Annotated in this window: 20 protein-coding genes and 1 pseudogene; 15 read left to right on the top strand and 6 right to left on the bottom strand. The window is 68.4% G+C overall.

What is annotated here, in order from left to right:
• Window positions 1–32 precede the first annotated feature (32 nt).
• From ribD to C8K36_RS25450, 13 genes and pseudogenes are all read left to right on the top strand, one after another.
• Window positions 33–1,025, top strand: a complete 993-nt coding sequence (ribD, locus tag C8K36_RS13925) for a bifunctional diaminohydroxyphosphoribosylaminopyrimidine deaminase/5-amino-6-(5-phosphoribosylamino)uracil reductase RibD (protein WP_107985202.1) — start codon at window positions 33–35, stop codon at window positions 1,023–1,025.
• A gap of 21 nt (window positions 1,026–1,046) precedes the next feature.
• A complete protein-coding gene (locus C8K36_RS13920; protein WP_107985078.1) occupies window positions 1,047–1,658 on the top strand; it encodes a riboflavin synthase in 612 nt (203 codons plus the stop codon).
• A 107-nt stretch (window positions 1,659–1,765) separates the two neighbouring features.
• A complete protein-coding gene (locus C8K36_RS13915; RefSeq protein ID WP_107985077.1) occupies window positions 1,766–3,013 on the top strand; it encodes a bifunctional 3,4-dihydroxy-2-butanone-4-phosphate synthase/GTP cyclohydrolase II in 1,248 nt (415 codons plus the stop codon).
• Complete coding sequence (gene ribH, locus C8K36_RS13910; protein ID WP_107985076.1) at window positions 3,010–3,507, top strand: 6,7-dimethyl-8-ribityllumazine synthase; 498 nt, start codon at window positions 3,010–3,012, stop codon at window positions 3,505–3,507. Before C8K36_RS13915 ends, ribH begins: the two co-directional genes overlap by 4 nt.
• A complete protein-coding gene (locus tag C8K36_RS13905; protein WP_107985075.1) occupies window positions 3,504–3,962 on the top strand; it encodes a PH domain-containing protein in 459 nt (152 codons plus the stop codon). Before ribH ends, C8K36_RS13905 begins: the two co-directional genes overlap by 4 nt.
• Window positions 3,963–3,994: 32 nt before the next feature.
• Window positions 3,995–6,130, top strand: a complete 2,136-nt coding sequence (uvrC, locus tag C8K36_RS13900) for an excinuclease ABC subunit UvrC (RefSeq protein ID WP_107985074.1) — start codon at window positions 3,995–3,997, stop codon at window positions 6,128–6,130.
• Window positions 6,127–7,026: an RNase adapter RapZ gene (gene rapZ / locus C8K36_RS13895; RefSeq protein WP_107985073.1), complete on the top strand. Its 900-nt coding sequence runs from the start codon at window positions 6,127–6,129 to the stop codon at window positions 7,024–7,026. Before uvrC ends, rapZ begins: the two co-directional genes overlap by 4 nt.
• Window positions 7,023–8,084: a gluconeogenesis factor YvcK family protein gene (locus tag C8K36_RS13890; protein WP_107985072.1), complete on the top strand. Its 1,062-nt coding sequence runs from the start codon at window positions 7,023–7,025 to the stop codon at window positions 8,082–8,084. Before rapZ ends, C8K36_RS13890 begins: the two co-directional genes overlap by 4 nt.
• Window positions 8,081–9,058, top strand: coding sequence for a DNA-binding protein WhiA (gene whiA, locus C8K36_RS13885; RefSeq protein WP_181319557.1), 978 nt, complete (start codon window positions 8,081–8,083; stop codon window positions 9,056–9,058). Before C8K36_RS13890 ends, whiA begins: the two co-directional genes overlap by 4 nt.
• Before the next feature lie 225 nt (window positions 9,059–9,283).
• Window positions 9,284–10,303 carry a type I glyceraldehyde-3-phosphate dehydrogenase gene (gene gap, locus C8K36_RS13880; RefSeq protein ID WP_107985070.1) on the top strand — a complete coding sequence of 340 codons (1,020 nt, stop codon included), beginning with the start codon at window positions 9,284–9,286 and terminating at the stop codon, window positions 10,301–10,303.
• A gap of 4 nt (window positions 10,304–10,307) precedes the next feature.
• On the top strand, window positions 10,308–11,519 hold the full coding sequence (locus C8K36_RS13875) for a phosphoglycerate kinase (RefSeq protein ID WP_107985069.1): 1,212 nt from the start codon (window positions 10,308–10,310) through the stop codon (window positions 11,517–11,519).
• 3 nt (window positions 11,520–11,522) lie between these two features.
• A complete protein-coding gene (tpiA, locus tag C8K36_RS13870) occupies window positions 11,523–12,308 on the top strand; it encodes a triose-phosphate isomerase (RefSeq protein ID WP_107985068.1) in 786 nt (261 codons plus the stop codon).
• A pseudogene (locus tag C8K36_RS25450) lies at window positions 12,226–13,131 on the top strand (LysR family transcriptional regulator); the annotation flags it as partial. The gene tpiA and the pseudogene C8K36_RS25450, both read left to right, overlap by 83 nt.
• Before the next feature lie 73 nt (window positions 13,132–13,204).
• Here the strand turns inward: C8K36_RS25450 and C8K36_RS25190 are convergent.
• Together C8K36_RS25190 and C8K36_RS25185 are read right to left on the bottom strand one after the other, a co-directional pair.
• On the bottom strand, window positions 13,205–14,119 hold the full coding sequence (locus C8K36_RS25190) for a tyrosine-protein phosphatase (RefSeq protein WP_258195406.1): 915 nt from the start codon (window positions 14,117–14,119) through the stop codon (window positions 13,205–13,207).
• A 145-nt stretch (window positions 14,120–14,264) separates the two neighbouring features.
• Window positions 14,265–14,477 (bottom strand): tyrosine-protein phosphatase, encoded by a 213-nt coding sequence (locus tag C8K36_RS25185; RefSeq protein ID WP_258195405.1) that lies wholly within the window; start codon window positions 14,475–14,477, stop codon window positions 14,265–14,267.
• A gap of 258 nt (window positions 14,478–14,735) precedes the next feature.
• Here C8K36_RS25185 and secG point away from each other — a divergent pair, with 258 nt between their 5' ends.
• Both secG and ppc read left to right on the top strand, forming a co-directional pair.
• On the top strand, window positions 14,736–14,969 hold the full coding sequence (gene secG / locus C8K36_RS13850) for a preprotein translocase subunit SecG (protein ID WP_107985065.1): 234 nt from the start codon (window positions 14,736–14,738) through the stop codon (window positions 14,967–14,969).
• A 148-nt stretch (window positions 14,970–15,117) separates the two neighbouring features.
• Window positions 15,118–17,910: a phosphoenolpyruvate carboxylase gene (ppc, locus tag C8K36_RS13845; protein WP_181319540.1), complete on the top strand. Its 2,793-nt coding sequence runs from the start codon at window positions 15,118–15,120 to the stop codon at window positions 17,908–17,910.
• Between the two features lie 187 nt (window positions 17,911–18,097).
• Here ppc and C8K36_RS13840 read toward each other — a convergent pair whose 3' ends face one another.
• From C8K36_RS13840 to zwf, 4 genes are all read right to left on the bottom strand, one after another.
• Window positions 18,098–18,553 carry a DUF6389 family protein gene (locus C8K36_RS13840; protein ID WP_107985063.1) on the bottom strand — a complete coding sequence of 152 codons (456 nt, stop codon included), beginning with the start codon at window positions 18,551–18,553 and terminating at the stop codon, window positions 18,098–18,100.
• 298 nt (window positions 18,554–18,851) lie between these two features.
• On the bottom strand, window positions 18,852–19,601 hold the full coding sequence (gene pgl / locus C8K36_RS13835; protein ID WP_107985062.1) for a 6-phosphogluconolactonase: 750 nt from the start codon (window positions 19,599–19,601) through the stop codon (window positions 18,852–18,854).
• Window positions 19,594–20,502, bottom strand: coding sequence for a glucose-6-phosphate dehydrogenase assembly protein OpcA (gene opcA, locus C8K36_RS13830; RefSeq protein ID WP_181319539.1), 909 nt, complete (start codon window positions 20,500–20,502; stop codon window positions 19,594–19,596). The genes pgl and opcA overlap by 8 nt, the downstream gene beginning before the upstream one ends.
• On the bottom strand, window positions 20,499–22,040 hold the full coding sequence (gene zwf / locus C8K36_RS13825; RefSeq protein WP_107985060.1) for a glucose-6-phosphate dehydrogenase: 1,542 nt from the start codon (window positions 22,038–22,040) through the stop codon (window positions 20,499–20,501). The genes opcA and zwf overlap by 4 nt, the downstream gene beginning before the upstream one ends.
• Window position 22,041 lies beyond the last annotated feature (1 nt).

The following is a 22,041-nucleotide window of genomic DNA, read 5'->3' as shown; positions in this document are numbered from 1 at the left end:
CGAGACTCGCGGTGACCTCGCTCGACGCCGCGATGCGGCTCGCGATCGACGCCTCCCAGGCTGCGCGCGGCAGCACCAGCCCCAACCCTCCGGTCGGCGCGGTGATTCTCGACGCGTCCGGTGAGGTCGTCGGTGTGGGCGCGACGCGTCCGCCCGGTGGTCCGCACGCCGAGGTGGTCGCGTTGGCCGAGTCGGGGGAGCGGGCCCGCGGCGGAACCGCGGTCGTCACGCTCGAGCCCTGCAATCACCGGGGCCGGACCGGCCCGTGCTCCCAGGCCCTGATCGACGCCGGCGTCGAGTCGGTGCATTACGCGGTGGGCGACCCCAACCCGACTGCCGCGGGTGGCGCCGACGCCCTGCGCGGGGCGGGGATCGAGGTTGTCGGCGGGCTGCTCGCCGACGACGTCGAACGCGGTCCGCTCCGTGCGTGGCTGCACCGGCAGCGGACCGGGCGCCCGCACGTGACGTGGAAGTTCGCCGCCACACTCGACGGCCGCAGCGCCGCCGACGACGGCACGAGCCAGTGGATCACCGGACCCGACGCGCGCGCCCGCGTGCATGCCGACCGGGCGCGGCTCGACGCGATCGTCGTCGGCACCGGGACGGTCCTCGCCGATGATCCGTGGCTCACCGCGCGGTTGCCCGACGGCTCCCTCGCCCCGCACCAGCCCCTGCGGGTCGTGGTCGGAACGCGGGACATCCCGGCCACCGCGAGAGTGCTGGACGACGCGGCGCCCACCCTGATGGTGCGCACCCGGGACGTCGACGACGTTCTCGCAGCTCTGACGGATCACGATGACGTGCTCGTCGAGGGTGGGCCGCGGCTGGCGGGTGCCTTCCTCGCCGCCGGACGGGTCGATCGGATCCAGGCGTACCTCGCACCCGTCGTGCTGGGCGCGGGGTCCCACGCAGTGGAAGATGCTGGGGTGTCCACGATTGCCGAGGCGCTACGGTTTCGGCGGGAGAGCGTCGAGGTCCTCGGCGATGACTTGTTGTTGAATCTGATCCCCGTGATCAGTAGCTGATCGATCCAAGGGAGCGAAGACATGTTCACCGGAATCGTCGAGGAACTCGGCGAGATCGTCGCCAAGGAGGATCTGGCCGACGCGGCCCGGTTCACCGTCAAGGGACCGCTGGTCACCTCGGACGCCGGCCACGGCGACTCGATCGCCGTCAACGGCGTCTGTCTGACGGTGGTCGACGTCCAGGGCGGCGAGGCGTTCACCGCGGACGTCATGCGCGAGACGCTGGTGCGGTCGAGTCTCGGCGCACTGCAGGTCGGTAGCCGCGTCAACCTCGAGCGCGCGGCCGCGATCAACAGTCGCCTCGGCGGGCACATCGTCCAAGGGCATGTCGACGGCACCGGCGAGGTCATCAGCCGGACGCCGTCCGAGAACTGGACCGTCGTGCGCATCTCGCTGCCGTCGACCATCTCGCGCTACGTCGTGGAGAAGGGCTCGATCACCGTCGACGGGGTCTCCCTCACGGTGTCCGCGCTCGGCGGTGAACCGGGTGCCGAATACTTCGAGATCTCGCTGATTCCGACGACGCTCGCGCTGACCACCCTCGGTGCGGCGGAACCGGGCACGCCCGTCAACCTCGAGGTCGACGTCATCGCCAAGTACGTCGAGCGCCTGCACACGGCTGCCGGACGGTAGCCGGAATAACGACCTCGTCACGCGAGGTCGTACTGTTGAGGTGCATCTGAAGCGATGCGCCGGGACATACTCGAGCACACCAGTTCAAGATTTTGGAGCCCAAGCACGTGACCAGGTTCGACAGCATCGAGCGCGCAGTCGCAGACATCGCCGCAGGTAAAGCGGTTGTGGTGGTCGACGACGAGGATCGCGAGAACGAGGGCGACCTCATCTTCGCCGCCGAGAAGGCCACCCCCGAACTCGTGGCGTTCATGGTGCGCTACACGTCGGGGTACCTGTGTGTTCCGCTCGACGGCGAGGACTGTGACCGGCTGGGCCTGCCGCCCATGTACGCGACCAACCAGGACAAGCACGGTACCGCCTACACCGTGACCGTCGACGCCCGCGAGGGCATCGGCACCGGTATCTCGGCGTCGGATCGTGCCGCGACGATGCGTCTGCTGGCCGATCCGGAGAGCGGCGCCAACGACTTCACCCGCCCGGGTCACGTCGTGCCGCTGCGGGCGAAGGAGGGCGGCGTGCTGCGTCGTCCGGGACACACCGAGGCCGCGGTCGATCTGGCCCGGATGGCCGATCTGCGTCCGGCCGGCGTGATCTGCGAGATCGTCAGCCAGAAGGACGAGGGCCACATGGCCCAGACCGACGAGCTGCGTGTCTTCGCCGACGACCACGATCTGGCCCTGATCTCGATCGCGGACCTGATCGCGTGGCGCCGCAAGCACGAGAAGCACGTTGTTCGGGTGGCCGAGGCGCGCATCCCGACCCGTCACGGCGACTTCACCGCTGTGGGCTACAAGAGCATCTACGACGAGGTCGAGCATGTGGCGCTCGTCCGCGGCGACCTTTCCGTCGACGGCGGCGACGACGTGCTGGTGCGCGTCCACTCGGAGTGCCTGACGGGCGACGTGTTCGGGTCGCTGCGTTGCGACTGCGGTCCGCAGCTCGACGCGGCGCTCGACATGGTCGCGCAGGAGGGCCGCGGTGTGGTCCTGTACATGCGCGGCCACGAGGGTCGCGGCATCGGCCTGATGCACAAGCTGCAGGCCTACCAGCTGCAGGACGCCGGTTCGGACACCGTCGACGCCAATCTGCAGCTCGGGCTGCCCGCCGACGCGCGGGACTACGGCATCGGCGCGCAGATCCTCGTCGATCTCGGCATCAAGTCGATGCGCCTGCTGACGAACAACCCGGCCAAGCGGGTCGGGCTCGACGGCTACGGACTCCAGATCACCGACCGAGTTCCGATGCCGTTGCGCGCCAACGCCGAGAACCTGACCTACCTGCGCACCAAGCGTGACCGCATGGGCCACGACATGGTGGGCCTGGACGAGTTCGAGGCCGGTGACGCGCTGTGAGCGGTGAGGGGCGCCCCGATCTCCAGTTGGGGATGGCGAAGAGCCTCAAGCTCGCGATCGTCGCGGGGCAGTGGCATCCGGAGATCAGTGAGGCGCTCGTCGCGGGCGCCAAGCGGGTCGCCAAGCAGGCTCAGATCGAGGACCCGACGATCATTCGCGTCGCGGGCGCGGTCGAATTGCCGGTCGTGGTTCAGGAACTCGCGAAGTCGCACGACGCCGTCGTCGCGCTCGGTGTCGTCATCCGCGGTGGCACACCGCATTTCGAGTACGTGTGCGACGCGGTGACGGCCGGTCTGACGCGGGTGGCCCTCGACGAGGGTGTCCCGGTCGGAAACGGTGTGCTCACCACCGACACCGAGCAGCAGGCGCTGGACCGTTCCGGTCTGCCGGGTTCGGTCGAGGACAAGGGCGGCGAGGCGTGTGCGGCGGCGATCGACACCGCCGTGACGCTTGCGCAGCTACGACGGAAGCGGACGGGGTCGACCTCGCGATGAGCACGAAGAGTGACTGGGATTTCGAGGTCCGGTCCAAGAAGTCGCCGCGCTACGCGATGATCGCGGCCGGCGTGCTCGTACTGGTGCACGTCACGCTGGCCATCCTGCTGCGCACGTCCGCGACGGGTGTGTACTTCCGTCTCGTCGACCAGTTCGCGATGGCCGGTATCGGTCTCCTTCTCGCGGGTGGTGTGCTTCTGCTCACCCGTCCGCGCCTGCGGGTCGGTCCGCGCGGCATCGCGGTGCGCAACATCCTCGGTGAGCGCGTCGTCGACTGGGATCTCGACCAGGGCATGTCGTTCCCGGACGGCGCGTCGTGGGCCCGGATCGAACTGCCCGACGACGAATACGTCCCGGTGATGGCGATCCAGGCGAACGACCGTGAGCATGCCGTGCAGGCCGTTCGCAGGTTCCGCGACCTCGAGGCGAAGTACACGGGCTCACGCGCCGAGTGAGTGCCGTCGGTACCTCCGACTAGCCTGGAACCGTGCCCGATCCCTCCACCTATCGACCCGCGCCGGGAACCATCCCGGCGGATCCGGGCGTGTACAAGTTCCGAGACCCGCACGGCCGCGTGATCTACGTCGGCAAGGCCAAGAGTCTGCGTTCGCGGCTCAACTCGTACTTCGCCGACGTCTCGTCGCTGCACCCGCGCACCCGTCAGATGGTGACCACCGCGGGCAGCGTCGAATGGACCGTCGTCAGTACCGAGGTCGAGGCGCTCCAGCTCGAGTACAACTGGATCAAGGAGTTCGACCCTCGGTTCAACGTCCGGTACCGGGACGACAAGACGTATCCGGTCCTCGCGGTGACCCTGAACGAGGAGTTCCCGCGGCTGTTCGTCTACCGCGGACCGCGGCGCAAGGGTGTGCGCTACTTCGGTCCGTACTCGCACGCGTGGGCGATCCGCGAGACCCTCGACCTGCTGCTGCGGGTGTTCCCGGCGCGCACGTGTTCGGCGGGAGTGTTCAAGCGTCACAACCAGATCGGCAGGCCGTGCCTGCTCGGCTACATCGACAAGTGCTCGGCGCCGTGCGTGGGGCGGGTCAGTGCCGCCGAGCACCGGGAGATCGTGGAGGACTTCTGCGACTTCCTGTCGGGCCGCACCGATCGCCTGGTCCGGCAGCTCGAGACCCGCATGCACGACGCGGCGGAGGACCTCGACTTCGAGACCGCCGCGCGGCTTCGTGACGACGTCGGCGCGTTGAAGAAAGCTCTCGAGAAGCAGGCCGTCGTGCTCGGTGACGGCACCGACGCCGACCTCGTGGCATTCGCGTCCGACGACCTCGAGGTGGCGGTGCAGGTCTTCCACGTTCGCGGTGGGCGGGTCCGCGGACAGCGCGGCTGGGTGGTGGAGAAGGCCGGCGACGCCATCGAACGCGACGCGGTCGCGGCGGACACGGGCGACGAGTCCGAACTGGCGATCCTGGTCGAGCAGTTCCTCACCCAGTTCTACGGTGAGCAGGCCGCGCTCTCCGAGGGCGGCGCGCAGGCCGACCAGCCGGCGAATGCCGTTCCGCGCGAGGTGCTGGTACCGGCGCTGCCGCGGGATGTCGAGGGTCTCCAGCAGTGGCTCTCGACGCTGCGAGGTTCGGCCGTTCAGCTCCGGGTCCCGCAGCGCGGCGACAAGAAGGCGCTCGCCGAGACCGTCGAACGCAACGCCAAGGAGTCGCTGGCGCAGCACAAACTGCGGCGTGCGGGCGACTTCACATCGAGATCTGCTGCGCTGCAGGGCATTCAGGAGGCACTCGATCTCGATTCGGCCCCGTTGCGGATCGAGTGCGTCGACATCAGTCACGTGCAGGGCACCGACGTGGTCGCGTCGCTCGTGGTCTTCGAGGACGGACTGCCGCGCAAGTCCGACTACCGGCACTATGCGATCAGGGAGGCCGCCGGCGACGGGCGTTCGGACGACGTCGCGAGTATCGCGGAGGTCACCCGGCGCCGGTTCCTGCGACACAACCGGGACGCCGCCTCCGGTGGTGGCGCCGGTGCTGATGGCGGCGACCAGGCGCCCGAAGCGGCCCTCGATCCGCAGACCGGCCGGCCTCGCAAGTTCGCGTACCCGCCCAACCTGTTCGTCGTCGACGGCGGATCCCCGCAGGTCAACGCGGCCGCGGAGGTGCTCGACGAACTCGGGGTCACCGACGTCGCGGTGATCGGTCTGGCGAAGCGACTCGAGGAGGTGTGGGTGCCGAACGAGGAGGACCCGGTGATCCTGCCGCGCACGAGCGAGTCGCTGTACCTGTTGCAGCGGGTCCGCGATGAGGCGCACCGCTTCGCGATCACGTTCCACCGCAGCAAGCGCTCGCGGCGGATGACGGCGTCGGCGCTTGATTCGGTGCGCGGCCTGGGAGAGACGCGCCGTACCGCACTCGTCACGCACTTCGGCTCGGTGGCCAAGCTCCGCGAGGCGACGGTGGAGGAGATCACGGCGGTGCCCGGCATCGGCGTCACCACCGCGCAGGCCGTGCTCGCGGCCCTCGCCGAACCGACGTCCGGGCAGCGCGGAGCGCCCTCGACCGGCGAGGCCGCCGCAGATGTCGCTGCGGGAGGCGTCGTGGTGGGGGATGATGTGACGGACATCGGCGCATCGGAACGAACAGGACACAGTCGCGAGTGAACGACCAGCAGGTACGTGGTGGGGGAGACGTGGAGGTCGCGCTGGTCACAGGTCTGTCCGGGGCGGGGCTCAGCACGGCGGCCAAGCTGCTCGAGGATCTCGGGTGGTACGTGGTCGACAACCTGCCGCCCGAACTGATCACGCGGATGGTCGAACTCGGCGTGGAGTCGGATCCGCCGATCAGCCGCCTCGCGGTGGTGATCGACATCCGCAGCCGACCGTTCACGGGTGACCTCGGCCGGGTCGTCACCGCCCTCGAAGCCATGCCGGTGCAGATCCGGGTGCTGTATCTCGAGGCCAACGATCCGGTGTTGGTCCGGCGCTTCGAGCACGTGCGCCGCAGCCATCCGTTGCAGAGCGACAGCAAGGAAGGCACGCTGTCCGAGGGAATCGCGGCCGAACGGGCCAAGCTGGCTCAGGTCAGGGCGTCCGCCGATCTCGTCGTCGACACCTCGGCGCTGTCGGTGCGCGAACTGCGCGAGAAGATCGAGACCGCCTTCGGTGGTGAGGCCACCGGCGCGATCCAGGTGACCGTGCAGTCCTTCGGGTTCAAGCACGGGCTGCCGATGGACGCGGACATGGTCTGCGATGTCCGATTCCTGCCGAATCCCCATTGGATTCCGGAACTTCGCCCGCACACCGGGCTGGAGGAGGCGGTACGGGACTACGTCCTGTCCCGTGACGGGGCCGAGGAGTACCTCGACACCTTCATGCGACTCCTCGCACTGACGACGGCGGGATACCGCCGGGAGGGAAAGCGCTACATGACGATCGCGGTCGGTTGCACCGGCGGCAAGCATCGGAGCGTTGCGATGTCCGAGGCACTTGCTGCGCGACTCGGCTGCGAGGACGGTCTGTCCGTCCGCGTCGTCCACCGCGATGTGGGGCGCGAATGACGGACGTCTCGACCCGCACCGATGGCCGTGCGCCCAGGATCGTCGCCTTCGGCGGCGGCCACGGCCTCTACGCGACGCTCAGCGCGGCGCGTCGGCTCAGTTCCGACGTGACCGCCGTCGTCACCGTCGCCGACGACGGTGGTTCCTCGGGGCGACTGCGCAACGAACTGGGGATGATTCCGCCAGGCGATCTCCGGATGGCACTCGCGGCACTGGCCGCGCAGACCCCGGACGTCCAGTCGTGGACCGAGACCGTGCAGCACCGCTTCGGCGGGTCCGGCGCGCTCGCGGGGCACTCCGTCGGGAACCTGATCCTCGCGGGCCTCACCGAGGTGCTGGGCGACCCGATCGCGGCACTCGACACCCTCGCCCGTCTACTCCAGGTCGAGGGGCGAGTGCTGCCGATGTCGACGCAGGCCCTGCAGATCGAGGCCGACGTGGTCGGCCTCGAGACGGATCCTCGGGTCAGTCGCTGCATCCGCGGCCAGGTCGCGGTGGCCACCACCCCCGGCAAGGTTCGCCGGGTGCGCCTGCTACCCGCCGATCCGCCTGCCTGCCCCGACGCGCTCGCGGCGCTCGCGACGGCGGACCTCGCGATCCTCGGCCCCGGATCGTGGTTCTCGAGTGTGATCCCGCACGTGTTGATTCCCGAACTGCTCGACGGGTTGATGCGCACGTCGGCCAGGAAGGTGTTGGTTCTCAACCTCGCGCCGGAGCCGGGGGAGACCGCAGGATTCTCCGCGGAGCGTCATCTGCACGTACTGTGCCAACACGCGCCAGGATTTCGTGTCGACCACGTCGTCGTCGACTCGGCGTCCGTGCCGGCCGGTCGCGAACGGGACCACCTGTGTCGGGCGGCGAGGCAACTGGGCGCCGAGGTCGTCTACGCGGACGTCGCGGAGGACGGCAGCCACAAGCATCACGCGGCCAAGCTCGCGGATGTCCTCGCGCTCCTCGCGGAGCGGCACAGGCAGGCCGGTCCGGCGACCGGCCGCGACGACATCGAACGAGCCGCCGAACGGACAGTCGGTGGAAGGGAGAGCGCCTCGTGGCGATGACAGCCGAGGTCAAGGACGAGCTCAGCAGGCTCACGATCACCCAGATCAGCTGCCGCAAGGCGGAGGTGTCGGCGCTGCTGCGGTTCGCGGGCGGTCTGCACATCGTCGGCGGCCGCGTGGTGGTGGAGGCCGAGGTGGACCTCGGTTCGACCGCGCGGCGGCTGCGCGGCGAGATCCTCGACCTGTACGGGTACCAGACGGATGTACACGTGCTCAGTGCCGGTGGCCTGCGCAAGAGTTCGCGCTACGTGGTTCGCGTCGCGAAGGACGGTGAGGCGCTGGCCCGACGCACCGGGCTCCTCGACATGCGTGGTCGGCCGGTGCGGGGCCTTCCCGCGCAGGTGGTCGGTGGCAGCGTCGGAGACGCCGAGGCCGCCTGGCGGGGTGCGTTCCTGGCACACGGGTCGCTCACCGAACCGGGCCGCTCGTCTGCGCTCGAGATCAGTTGCCCGGGTCCGGAGGCCGCGCTCGCCCTGGTCGGCGCCGCGCGCCGGCTGGGCATCGCGGCCAAGGCCCGTGAGGTCCGGGGCACCGACCGTGTCGTCGTCCGGGACGGCGAGGCCATCGGTGCGCTGCTCACGCGGATGGGTGCGCAGGACACGCGCCTGACGTGGGAGGAGCGGCGCATGCGCCGCGAGGTGCGTGCGACGGCCAACCGTCTGGCGAACTTCGATGATGCCAACCTGCGCCGCTCGGCACGGGCAGCCGTCGCGGCCGCTGCTCGGGTGGAGCGTGCGCTCGAGATCCTCGGCGCGGACGTGCCCGATCATCTCGCGGCCGCGGGCTCTCTCCGTGTCAAGCATCGACAGGCCTCGCTCGAGGAACTCGGTCAGCTCGCGGACCCGCCGATGACGAAGGACGCGGTCGCCGGACGGATCCGTCGTCTGCTGTCGATGGCCGATCGCAAGGCGAAGGAATTCGGACTCCCCGACACGGAGTCGGCCGTGACCCCCGAGTTGCTCGAAGAGGCCTGACGGCGGCCGAATGGTCTCGTCGAGGTCTCGTTCACCTTGCTGTGACGGGCACCGGTTCCGGTGACCGGGGCAGATGCGCGCCGACCGCGCTCCGCCAACTAGGGTGGGACACACATCGACCGATGGGTCCTGCATATCGGTTCGATCGTCGTGGCTATCGACGTGCTCGCGACATTCGCGCGGGCTAAAACTGCACACCAGAGTAGATGGGCAAAGGAGCTAACTGTGACGGTCCGGGTAGGCATCAACGGGTTCGGTCGTATCGGGCGTAACTTCTTCAGGGCGGTCGACGCGCAGAAGGCGCTCGGCACCACCGACATCGAGATCGTGGCGGTCAACGACCTCACCGACAACGCCACGCTGGCTCACCTGCTCAAGTACGACTCGATCCTGGGTCGTCTGCCGTACGACGTCTCGCTCGAGGGCGACGACACCATCGTCGTGGGTGACACCAAGATCAAGGCGCTCGCACACCGCGGCCCGCTCAACGAGCTCCCCTGGGGCGAGCTGGGCGTCGACGTCGTCGTCGAGTCCACCGGCATCTTCACCGACGCCGCGAAGGCCAAGGGTCACCTCGAGGCCGGCGCCAAGAAGGTCATCATCTCTGCGCCCGCCAAGGGCGAGGACCTTACCGTGGTGATGGGCGTCAACGACGATCAGTACGACGGCAGCCAGAACATCATCTCGAACGCCTCGTGCACCACGAACTGCCTCGGACCGATCGCCAAGGTCCTCGATGACGAGTTCGGCATCGTCAAGGGTCTGATGACCACGATCCACGCGTACACCCAGGATCAGAACCTGCAGGATGCGCCGCACAGCGACCTGCGTCGCGCGCGCGCCGCAGCGCTGAACATCGTCCCGACCGGCACCGGTGCGGCCAAGGCCATCGGCCTGGTCCTCCCGCAGCTGCTGGGCAAGCTGGACGGCTACGCCCTGCGCGTGCCGATCCCGACCGGCTCGGTCACCGACCTCACCGCGAACCTGCGCAAGCCGGCCACTGCCGCCGAGATCAACGCCGCGATGAAGGCTGCTGCCGAGGGACCGCTCAAGGGCATCCTGAAGTACACCGAGGCTCCCATCGTGTCGTCGGACATCGTCACCGACCCGCACTCCTCGATCTTCGACGCCGGCCTGACCAAGGTCATCGACGACCAGGTCAAGATCGTCTCCTGGTACGACAACGAGTGGGGCTACTCGAACCGTCTCGCGGACCTCATCGGTCTCGTCGCGAAGTCCCTCTGACGCCGTGGCAGTCAAGACGCTGAAGGACCTGCTGGACGAGGGCGTCGAGGGCCGTACCGTGCTGGTGCGCTCCGACCTGAACGTCCCGCTGGACAACGGCACCATCACTGACCCGGGCCGCATCGTCGCGTCCGCGCCGACCATCTCGGCGCTGGCCGAGGCGGGCGCCAAGGTGATCGTGATGGCGCATCTCGGCCGCCCGAAGGGCGAGGTCGACGCTGCGCTGTCTCTGGCGCCGGTCGCCGCGAAGCTCGGCGAGGTCCTGGGCCGCAACGTCCAGCTCGCCGGTGACGTCGTCGGTCAGGATGCGCTCGCGCGCTCCGAGGGCCTCACGGACGGCGATGTCCTGCTGCTGGAGAACATCCGATTCGATCCGCGCGAGACCAGCAAGGACGACGCCGAGCGTCAGGCTCTGGCCAAGGCGCTCGTCGACCTGGTCGACGGCGACGGCGCGTTCGTCTCCGACGGCTTCGGTGTCGTGCACCGCAAGCAGGCGTCGGTCTACGACGTGGCCCAGCTGCTCCCGCACTACGCGGGCAACCTGGTCGCGGAAGAGGTCGAGGTCTTGCAGAAGCTGACCCAGGACTCCGAGCGTCCGTACGCGGTCGTGCTCGGTGGCTCCAAGGTGTCGGACAAGCTCGCCGTGATCGAGGCGTTGGCTCCCAAGGTCGACACGCTCGTCATCGGTGGCGGCATGTTCTACACCTTCCTTGCCGCGCAGGGCATCTCGGTCGGCAACTCGCTGTGCCAGGAAGAGATGATCGGCACCTGCAAGGACCTGCTCGAGCGGTTCGCGGACGTCATCCACATCCCGCAGGACGTGGTGATCGCGGACTCCTTCTCGGCGGATGCCGAGTCGAAGACGGTCTCCGTCCTCGAGATCGAGGACGGCTGGATGGGCCTGGACATCGGACCGGAGTCGGTGGAGCGCTTCGCGGCGATCCTCTCGGGTGCCAAGACGGTGTTCTGGAACGGCCCGATGGGTGTGTTCGAGTTCCCGAAGTTCGCAGCCGGCACCAAGGGTGTCGCCGAGGCGATCATCGAGGCCACCGGCAAGGGCGCGTTCAGCGTCGTCGGCGGCGGCGATTCCGCGGCGGCCGTGCGCCAGCTCGGCCTGCCCGAGGACGGCTTCTCGCACATCTCGACCGGCGGCGGCGCGTCCCTCGAATACCTCGAGGGCAAGACCCTGCCCGGCATCGAAGCACTGGAGGACTGAGGCATGGCACGGAAGCCACTCATCGCCGGCAACTGGAAGATGAACCTCAATCACCTCGAGGCCATCGCCCTGGTGCAGAAGATCGCTTTCTCGTTGCCCGCCAAGTACTTCGAGAAGGTCGACGTAACGGTGATTCCGCCGTTCACCGACATCCGCAGCGTGCAGACGCTGATCGAGGGCGACAAGCTCCCGCTCACCTTCGGTGCGCAGGACGTCTCCGCCCACGAGTCGGGTGCCTACACCGGCGAGATCAGCGGTTCCATGCTGGCCAAGCTGGGCTGCACGTTCGTCGTCGTCGGGCACTCCGAGCGGCGCACGCTGCACGGCGAGACCGACGAGACGGTGCTGGCCAAGACCAAGGCGGCGCTGGCGAACGGCATCACCCCGATCGTCTGTATCGGCGAGGGTTTGAACATCCGCGAGGCCGGTGAGCACGTGGCGTACAACGTCGCGCAGCTGAAGGGCTCGCTCGCGGGTCTGTCGGCCGACGAGATCGCCAAGATCGTCGTCGCGTACGAGCCCGTGTGGGCCATCGGCACCGGCAAGGTGGCCTCGGCCGCCGACGCCCAGGAGGTGTGCGCCGCGGTGCGTGCCACCCTGGGCGAACTGGCTTCGCCGGAGATCGCGCAGGCAGTGCGGGTGCTCTACGGCGGCTCGGTCAACGCCAAGAACGTCGGCGAGCTCATCTCTCAGCCCGACGTCGACGGTGGACTGGTCGGCGGAGCATCGCTCAAGGCGGACGAGTTCGCCACCCTGTCGGCCATCGCGGCCGGTGGACCGCTCCCGTGATCGGGTAGCAACCGAACGAACGCGGGGCGCGTGGCCGGAAAGGTCACGCGCCCCGCGTTTTTCGTTTCGACAGCACTGCGGCTTGTCGGTCAGCCAGGCCGCCTACGAGGTCGGCATCGCGCAGCCGTCGCTCAGCCGCCAAATAGCCGCGCTCGAAAAGGATCTGGGTGTCCGCCTGTTCGACCGGGGCGTGGGCGCGGTGACCCTCTGCGCTGCGGGCGAGGTACTGCTGCCCGTGGCCCTGCGGATGCTCGAGGACAGGGCAGCGGCGTACCGGCAGATCGGTGAACTCGCCGGACTGACCAGGGGGCGACTCCGGCTCGGGGCCACACCGAGCCTGTGCATCAGTCTCGTCGCCGACGTCCTCAGCCGCTATCGCGCCGCACATCCCGGTGTCGACCTGCACGTCACCGAAGCCGGATCACGCACCCTGACAAGCAAAATCGAACAGGGGGAGTTGGATGTGGCGCTGGTGGTCGCCGAGCCCGGCACGATTGGTTCCGGCCTCGACCTGACAACGCTGCTGCAGGAGGAACTCGTGGTTGTGTCGTCGGCGGCTCTGCCGCCACCGACCGACGGCGGCACGATCACCCTCGAGGAACTCTCCGCACAGGAGTTCGTGGCGTGCCACGACAGCTACGACCTTCGATCGTCCCTCGACCAGACGTTGGCTGTGGCAGGGCTGCGATCGAACACTGTGGTGCAGGGCGCCGAGTTGGACGCGGTACTCCGATTCGTGGCCCGCGGTATCGGTGTGAGCGTCGCGCCCCGAATGGCGGCACTGCACTATCCGGGGCTGCGGATCACGTACCTGGAAGGTGTGACGCTGACCCGCACCGTCAGCATTGCCCGGCGAGCGAACCTGGCGCCGAGCCCCGCGTTCGTCGTGGATCGGGTCACACGAGCAGCTTCGCCGCGAGCTTCACGATGGTGCTCTTGGAGAGCCCGAGGCCATCGACGAGGTATCGATCGAACGACCCGTAGTTGGCGTCGACCTCTGCGAACGACGCCTCGAGGTAGCTGGCGTCGACCCCGATCAGCTGCCGGTAGATCTCTGCCGCCTCCGGACCCTTGACGGCGGTGATCCGATCGAGCGTCGCTCGGATCGTGTCGGCCGAGTAGTCGTTCGACAGCAGATAGTCGGCCAGGATGGTCTCCCGCGACACGCCCGCGATGCCGAGCAGTAGAGCCGTCGCCCAGCCTGTTCGATCCTTGCCGGCGGTGCAGTGGAACACCTGCGGTCCCGCTGTATCGGCAAGTTCGGTGAGCAACTGCCGGTATCCGCTCCGCGATGTCGCATCGTTGACGGTGGAACGGTAGCCGTCCTGCACGTAGGCGCGGGCCTCCTCGGGGGTTCGCAGCCCGGCGATGTCGCCGCTGGGATCGGCCGAGAGAACCTGGATCTGGCGGTACCGGACCTCGGCGGGCAGGACGTCCGGCTTCGCCGCGATCTCCTGGTCGGTGCGCAGGTCGTACACGGTCGTCAGGCCGAGCGACTCGAGAGTCGCGAGGTCGGCGGGGTTCGGCGCGAGCGTGTTCGAACGATAGAAGAGGCCGCCGTTGACGCGGAGACCGCCGAGGCCGACGTACCCGTCACCGGTGCCCGCGATATCGCGGAAGTTGTTCACCGACGCCAGGCGTGGTGTGTCTTCTCGGGCGGGCGCGGTCGAGCCGGCGTCCGCGGAGCCGAACGCGGGCAACGAGGCTGCGTCGGCGATGGCGGATCCGGCGAGCAGCAGGGCCCCGGTCAGGGTGAGGGCGGCGGTTGTCCGGCTACGTCGGAAACGTTTGTGGTGCACAGGCTTCGTCACAGAGATTCCTTCCGCAATGTGGTGTGTTCTGCCGGGAAGGTATCGCCGCACTCCACCCTGTGAGTGATCTGTCTCACTCAGTGAGTCGACGAGTCGCCGGGCACGGGCGGATCTCATTCGTGCCCGGCACCGTTCACGGCCTAGCTCAGCCGAAGAGCTTGATGCGCAGCTTCTCGATGGTCACCGGCAACAGATCGAGACCGCCGCGCAGATAGTTGTCCACCGTCCCGTACTTCACCGCCAGCTCGGCGAGCCCGGTCTGCAGATAGCCGGCTTCGACGTCCAGAAGGGGTGGTCGATGTCGGCGACGGCCCGGCCCCGGCTCGCGACGATGCCCCTGGTAGGTGTGTTTTGCCACGGCGGCTCGGGTGGTGCGGCGCAGAGCTGTGGGCGCAGTGAGATGCCCCACTTTTGTGGCACAACGTGCCCCACTACCTTCCGGGCAGTCAGCACCCCAGCGAGGAGGGCTTCACGCCTGATCGGGCGATGCGTCCCTTTGGTCAGGTTCGACTGGTACGCCACGAAGGCCGAGTTCGCGTTCGATCGCGCAGTTAACAGGTAAGCTGGGCGCGCTAGTGGCCGAATCCGTCGTGCGTGAAGGGCAGCGAATACCGAGATGGCACTGTTTCTGGACATCCTGCTGGTCATCACCAGCTTGCTGCTGATCCTGCTGATCCTGCTGCACCGCGCCAAGGGCGGCGGTCTGTCCAGCCTGTTCGGCGGCGGCGTCCAGTCGAGCCTGGCCGGATCGAGCGTCGTCGAGAAGAACCTCGACCGCATGACGGTGTTCACGGCCGCGATCTGGGTCATCGCGATCCTCGGCATCGGGCTCGAGATCAAGTTCAGCTGACACGCAGGTACTGAGCGGAGGGCGCACGACGCCCTCGACACCCCGTGGGTGGTCGTCCGGCTCACCCCGATCGAAGGTGCGTTCCAAGGGCTGAGGCCAGCCTCCTCGTTGTCGTGCGGGTGGCCGGTCGTCAGCCGATAATCAGGTGATGACCGGGACCTCGGATTCGTCGGCAACCACTTCGGCACCTTCCGCGTCGCGCGCGGCCACCGAGCCGCTGCGCGAAGATATTCGACTGCTCGGCGGAATCCTCGGCGACATTGTCCGCGAACAGGCGGGCGAGGACGTCTTCGACCTGGTCGAACGCGCTCGGGTGGAGTCGTTCCGGGTCCGCCGGTCGGAGATCGACCGCGCCGATCTGGCCGAGATGTTCGCGACCATCGACACCGCTGACGCAATCCCCGTGATCCGCGCGTTCAGTCATTTCGCGTTGCTCGCAAACGTTGCGGAAGACGTTCACCGCGAACGACGGCGTGCCATCCATGTCCGGGCCGGAGAACCACCCCAGGACAGCAGCCTCGCCGCCACCTACGCGAAACTCGATGCGGCGCCGGTCGATCCGGAGATCGCGGCCGCGGCGCTGGCCGGGGCGCTCGTAGCGCCGGTGATCACCGCGCATCCCACCGAGACTCGGCGCCGCACGATCTTCGAGACGCAGAACCGGATCATGGAACTGATGCGGCGGCGTGAGTGGGTGTCCGGCGACCCCGGCGAGTCGGACGTCGTCGAGAAGCAATTGCGGCGGCAGGTCCTCACGCTGTGGCAGACCGCGTTGATTCGGCTGTCGCGCTTGCGGATCCAGGACGAGATCGAGGTGGGGCTGCGATACTACGATGCCTCGCTGTTCGAGGTGGTGCCCCGGATCAATGCCGAACTGAGGGACGCGTTGCGGGCCCGGTGGCCGGAGTCCGAAGTGCTCGCTGACCCCATGCTGCGACCCGGATCCTGGATCGGCGGCGACCGCGACGGTAATCCGTACGTCACCGCCGACGTGGTTGCGCGGGCTACGCACCGCGCCGCGGAGACCGCGATCGAGCACCACCTCGCGGAGTTGGAGGTACTCGAACGGGAACTGTCGATGTCGGCCCGGTTGGTCACGGTCACCCCGGACCTCGAAGCGCTGGCGGACGAGTCGGCAGATGAATCGGCGTTCCGGGCGGACGAACCGTACCGGCGGGCCGTGCGGGGCATGCGTGCCCGCCTGACCGTCACGGCCGCGCGGATTCTCGGGCACCCCGCGGTGCACGCGGTCGCCGGCGAACTGCAGGGCTACACCGGACCGGCCGAATTGCTCGCGGACCTCGAGGTGGTCGATGCGTCGTTGCGCTCGCACGGCGACGGCGCCGTCGCCGACGACCGCCTGGCGCAGTTGCGGAACTCGGTGGAGGTGTTCGGTTTCCACCTGTCCGGCCTGGACATGCGGCAGAACTCCGAGGTCCACGAGACCGTCGTCGCCGAGTTGCTCGCGTGGGCCGGCGTTCATCCGGACTACCGGTCGCTGCCCGAGGACGCGCGGGTGGCGTTGCTGTCGCGAGAGTTGGCGACCCGCCGTCCATTGGCCGGGCCGCACGCCGAGTTCAGTGAACTCACCACGAAGGAACTCGGCATCCTGCGGGCCGCGGCCGACGCCGTCGACCGCATCGGGCCCGAGGCGATCCCCAACTACGTCATCAGCATGTGCGAGTCGGTCAGCGACATGCTCGAGGCCGCGATCCTGCTCGCGGAGGTGGGACTGTTCGATCCGGACGGCGCCGAGGGTCCGCGGTGCACGGTAGGGATCGTGCCCTTGTTCGAGACGATCGAGGACCTGCGGCACGGCGCGGAGACTCTCACCGCGACCCTGGATGTCCCGGTCTATCGGGCGCTGGTCGCCAATCGCGGACAGAGCCAGGAAGTGATGCTCGGCTACTCCGACTCGAACAAGGACGGCGGATACCTCGCCGCGAACTGGGCGCTGTACCGGGCCGAACTGGACCTCGTGCGGGTCGCGCGGGAGGCCGGAATCCGGTTGCGGCTCTTCCACGGTCGCGGTGGCACCGTCGGCCGCGGCGGCGGACCCAGCTACGACGCGATCCTTGCGCAGCCACCTGGTGCGGTGGAGGGCTCGCTGCGGATCACCGAGCAGGGCGAGATCATCGCCGCGAAGTATGCCGAACCCCGCCTGGCGCGCCGCAATCTCGAGGCGCTGGTCTCCGCGACCCTCGAGTCGACGCTGCTCGACGTCGAGGGCCTGGGCGACGACGCCGTCCCCGCATACGCGATCCTCGACGAACTCGCCGAACTGGCACGCGTGGCCTACGCCGACCTCGTGCACGATACCCCCGGATTCGTCGAGTACTTCAAGGCGTCGACACCCGTCGCAGAGATCGGCGCGCTCAACATCGGAAGCCGTCCGGCATCGCGCAAACCGACGGAGTCGATCTCGGACCTGCGCGCCATCCCGTGGGTGCTCTCGTGGAGCCAGTCGAGGGTGATGTTGCCCGGCTGGTACGGCACCGGAACGGCTTTCGAGCGGTGGGTCGGCGACGACGAGGATCGTCTCGCGACGCTCACCGACCTCTACGAGCGGTGGCCGTTCTTCCGGACGGTGCTCTCGAACATGGCGCAGGTGATGTCGAAGTCCGACATGGGCCTGGCCGCACGGTATTCCGAGCTGGTGCCCGACGCGGCGCTGCGCGAGGAGGTGTTCGGCAAGATCGCGGCCGAGCATGCGCGGACCCTCGCGATGTACCGGGCCATCACCGGTCATGACAACCTGCTGTGGGACAACCCGGCGCTGGATAGGTCGGTGCACAACCGCTTTCCGTACCTCGAGCCGCTCAACCACCTGCAGGTCGAGTTGTTGCGCCGCTACCGCGCCGGCGACGACTCCGATGGTGTCCGGCGCGGCATCCAGCTCACCATGAACGGTCTCGCGACGGCGCTGCGCAACAGCGGGTGACCGTCGGCGACGGATGTCGGCCGGTGGACGCCGCTCCCGAATTGACCCGCTGCCCGCGCGATCGCGTCCGCGGGAGGTCAGAACGGGCGCGGCACTGTCCCGAGTGGCCGGGCCGACCCGATGAGCCCGGCGACGGGGTTGATCGCGGAACTGTCGGACGCGCTGCGCCGGTGACGAAGTCTCTGTCTCAGCGCCGAGTCGGCTCGAACAGCAACGGTGTGACGGTCCCGCAGCCGTCCTCGCCGTCGACGGGCCACGGTAGCGAGGAGCGGCCTGCGCCCACCCGGGACCATAATTCCGTCAGCCAGGTCGCGGCGGCATCGACGACGGCATCCTCGACCACGAAGGGCGCGTCTCCCGACATGAGCGGGACGTCAGGTTCGACGCCGTCCTCGGTGTAGACGACGCCGAAGAGATGGCGGTGGGCGTCGATCCGATTGTTCAGCGTGAAGTAGTCCGGTCCATCGAGGCGAACCCACACATCGAATGTGCCCTCACCGTCCTGGTCGGGAAACACGTCGATACACAGCTCGGTGGCCTCCGCCGGAAGCACGTCGAGGATCGCTGAAAGCTTGGTGGCAGCGGCGTCGGTGTGACGGTTCAGCACGTCGGCGAGCGCCGCCAGATACTCATCGCGATCCACACGCCACAGGCTACCGCCCGGTTCGCGTGTACGACCGAGGGAACCGATCGGAGCCAGGGCACGTCCTACTGATCGAACGGAAGTGATCGGGGACTGCCAGGGAGGGAGCCAATCTATGGAGCGATGCCCGAGGGAAACGACGTATCGGCGTCTCGGATCACGCGGCGCCGGCGGACCACGCAGCGGCGCACTGTTGTCTACTGGGTGTCGGCCACGATCGATCGTGGCCGACACCGGTCAGTTCCCGCCGCCGATTCCGGGTGAGCCCGTCGAGGACCAGCCGGAATGACGTGCGAGGTCAGGAGCGGGGGAGTGCGCTCGCCGCGGACTCTTCGAGCAGCCACACGGTCTTCTCGCTGCCGCGTGCACCCGCGGCCGGGATCTCGTCCGGGTGGGCGCCGCCGACCGCCGCGGCGACCGCGTCGGCCTTCGCCTCACCCGAGACGATCAGCCACACCTCGCGCGCGGACTGCAGCGCCGGCAACGTGAGGGTCACGCGCACCGCCGGCGGCTTGGGGGAGTCGGTGACCGCGACCACCAACTGCTCCGATTCACGGACCGCATCGGTGTGGGGGAACAGCGAATTGACGTGCCCCTCACCGCCCATGCCGAGCAGATGGACGTCGAACAGCGGGCCGGTGCGGTCGGCGCCGAACGTCTCGAGCACCTCGCCGTACGCGGCGGCGGCCGTGACGGGATCGCTGCCGTAGGCGCCGTCGGAGGCCGCCATGACGTGGACGCGGGCGGGATCGACCGGAACGTGGTCGAGCAGTGCGTGGTGCGCCTGCACCTCGTTGCGCTCGGGATCGCCGGTGGGCAGAAAGCGTTCGTCGCCGAAGAACACGTCCAGCGCCGACCAGTCGATGGCACCGGGGTTGGCGCGCACGTGCTCGAGCAGGGCGATGCCGGTGCCGCCGCCGGTGAGTACCACCGAGGCCGAACCGCGCTCGCGCTGTGCGGCCACGACGGTGTCGACGAATCGCTCGGCCGCCGCACGCACGAGGGCATCGGTGTCGGCGAAGCGCTGAATCTCGTTCAGGTCAGACATATTCCACCTTCGACAGTCCGGTCAGGGCGGCTTCGTAGATCTCGTCCGGGTCCAGGCGCCGGAGTTCCTCAGCCAGGCAGTCCCGCGTCTCGCGGCGCGCCAGGGCGACGAGGGCGTCGGGCTGGCCGGTACGGGTCAGTGTCGCAGTGGTTTCCACCTGCGGGCGGCTGATCGCGATGGTGTCGTTCGCGAGCTTCAACTCCACGAACAGCTCACCGGTCTGCCGCCGGACAGGACCGTCGATGCGACCGGCGAGCCAGCCCGCCAGGATATCGAGCGCCGGCTCGGTCGCGAGACCGGACACGGTCGCCGACACGATCTGCTCGTGCGGCGGCTGATCGAGCGCGGAGGTCAGGAGCGCACGCCAGTAGGTGACGCGGCTCCACGCCAGGTCGGTGTCGCCGGCCGTGTACGACCCGAGACGACTCTTGATGGTCGCGGTCGGATCGTCGGCACCTGTTGCATCGGTGATACGGCGAATGGCCAACCGGCCCACCGGGTCCAGTGCGGGCACGGTGGGAGCGTCCTCCGGCCACCACGCCACCACGGGGGTGTCGGGCAGCAGGAACGGGACCACGACGCTGGCCTCGTGGTCGGCGAGCTCGCCGTACACGCGCAGGATCACGACCTCGGAGGCGCCGGCGTCGCCGCCCACACGGATCTCCGCATCGAGATGTGTCTCCTCCGAACGTGATCCGCGAGCGACGACGATCACGCGACAGGGGTGCTCGCGGCTCGCCTCGTTGGCGGCGTCGATGACGTCTTCGGAGTTCTTGCTCTCGCGGGTGCAGACCACGAGCGTGAGGACGCGGCCGAGCGTGACCGCGCCTCCCGTCTCTCGCAGCTCGACGAGCTTCTTGTTGATCGCGCCTGTGGTGGTGCCCGGCAGCTCGATGATCACGGTCTTCTCCATTCGCGACCGGTGCGGCGCATCATTTCCTGGGCCGACGGCGGACCCCAGGTGCCTGCCTCGTACGGTTCCGGCCGTCCCTGCTTCGCCCACTGCTCGAGGACCGGGTCGAGGATCTTCCAAGACAACTCGACCTCGGCGTTGACCGGGAAGAGCGACGGCTCGCCCAACAGGACGTCGAGGATCAGGCGCTCGTATGCCTCGGGTGACGACTCGGTGAACGCCTGCCCGTAGCTGAAGTCCATGTTGACGTCGCGGACCTCCATGCTCGACCCGGGGACCTTGGATCCGAAGCGCATGGTGATGCCCTCGTCGGGCTGGACCCGGATCACGAGCGCGTTCTGTCCGAGTTCCTCGGTCATCGTCGCGTCGAACGGCAGATGCGGGGCGCGCTTGAACACGACCGCGATCTCGGTGACCCTGCGGCCCAGCCGCTTTCCGGTCCGCAGATAGAACGGAACCCCGGCCCAGCGTCGGGTGTCGACCTCCAGCGTGATGGCCGCGTAGGTCTCGGTGGTCGAGTCCTGAGCGAAGCCCTCCTCTTCGAGAAGCCCGATGACCTTGCGTCCGCCCTGCCAGCCACCCACGTACTGCCCGCGCGCGGTGGTCTCGTCGAGCGGTTCGGCCAAGCGGGTCGCCGAGAGCACCTTGATCTTCTCGGCCTGCAGCTCGGACGGCTCGAAGCTGACGGGCTCCTCCATCGCGGTGAACGCCAACAGTTGGAGCAGGTGATTCTGGATCACATCGCGCGCGGCACCGATGCCGTCGTAGTAGCCGGCGCGGCCGCCCAGGCCGATGTCCTCGGCCATCGTGATCTGCACATGGTCGACGTAGTGGGCGTTCCAGATCGGATCGAACAACTGGTTCGCGAAACGGAGCGCCAGGATGTTCTGGACCGTTTCCTTGCCCAGGTAGTGATCGATTCGGAACACCATGTCCTCGGGGAACACGTTGTTCACGACGGCGTTCAGTTCCCGTGCACTCTCGAGGTCGTGTCCGAACGGCTTCTCGATGACGACGCGCCGCCACTGCCCGTCCGCCGACTTCGCGAGGCCCGAGTTCGACAACTGTTCGCACACGGTCGGGAACTGGGCGGGCGGAATCGACAGGTAGAACGCGTGATTGCCGCGGGTGCCCCGCTCACGATCGAGGGTCGCCAACGTGTTCGACAGTTCCGTGAAGGCTGCCTCGTCGTCGAAGCTGCCCTGCACGAAGCGGATGCCCTTCGACAGCTGTTCCCAGACGTCCTCGCTGAACGGGGTGCGCGCGTGCTCGCGCACCGCATCGTGCACGACCTGAGCGAAATCCTGGTCCGCCCAGTCCCGCCGGGCGAACCCGACGAGAGCGAACCCGGGCGGCAGGAGGCCTCTGTTGGCGAGGTCGTACACCGCGGGCATCAGCTTCTTGCGCGCCAAATCGCCTGTGACACCGAAGATCACAAGGCCACAGGGGCCGGCGATGCGAGGCAGTCGCCGGTCCCTGCTGTCCCGTAGTGGGTTGATCCAACCGTCCGCCGCGGGTCCGCTCACG

The organism is Rhodococcus sp. OK519, assembly GCF_003051005.1.
Taxonomy (GTDB): domain Bacteria; phylum Actinomycetota; class Actinomycetes; order Mycobacteriales; family Mycobacteriaceae; genus Prescottella.
Note: the sequence above shows the minus strand (reverse complement) of the source record. Positions and strands in the feature narration are given on the sequence as shown.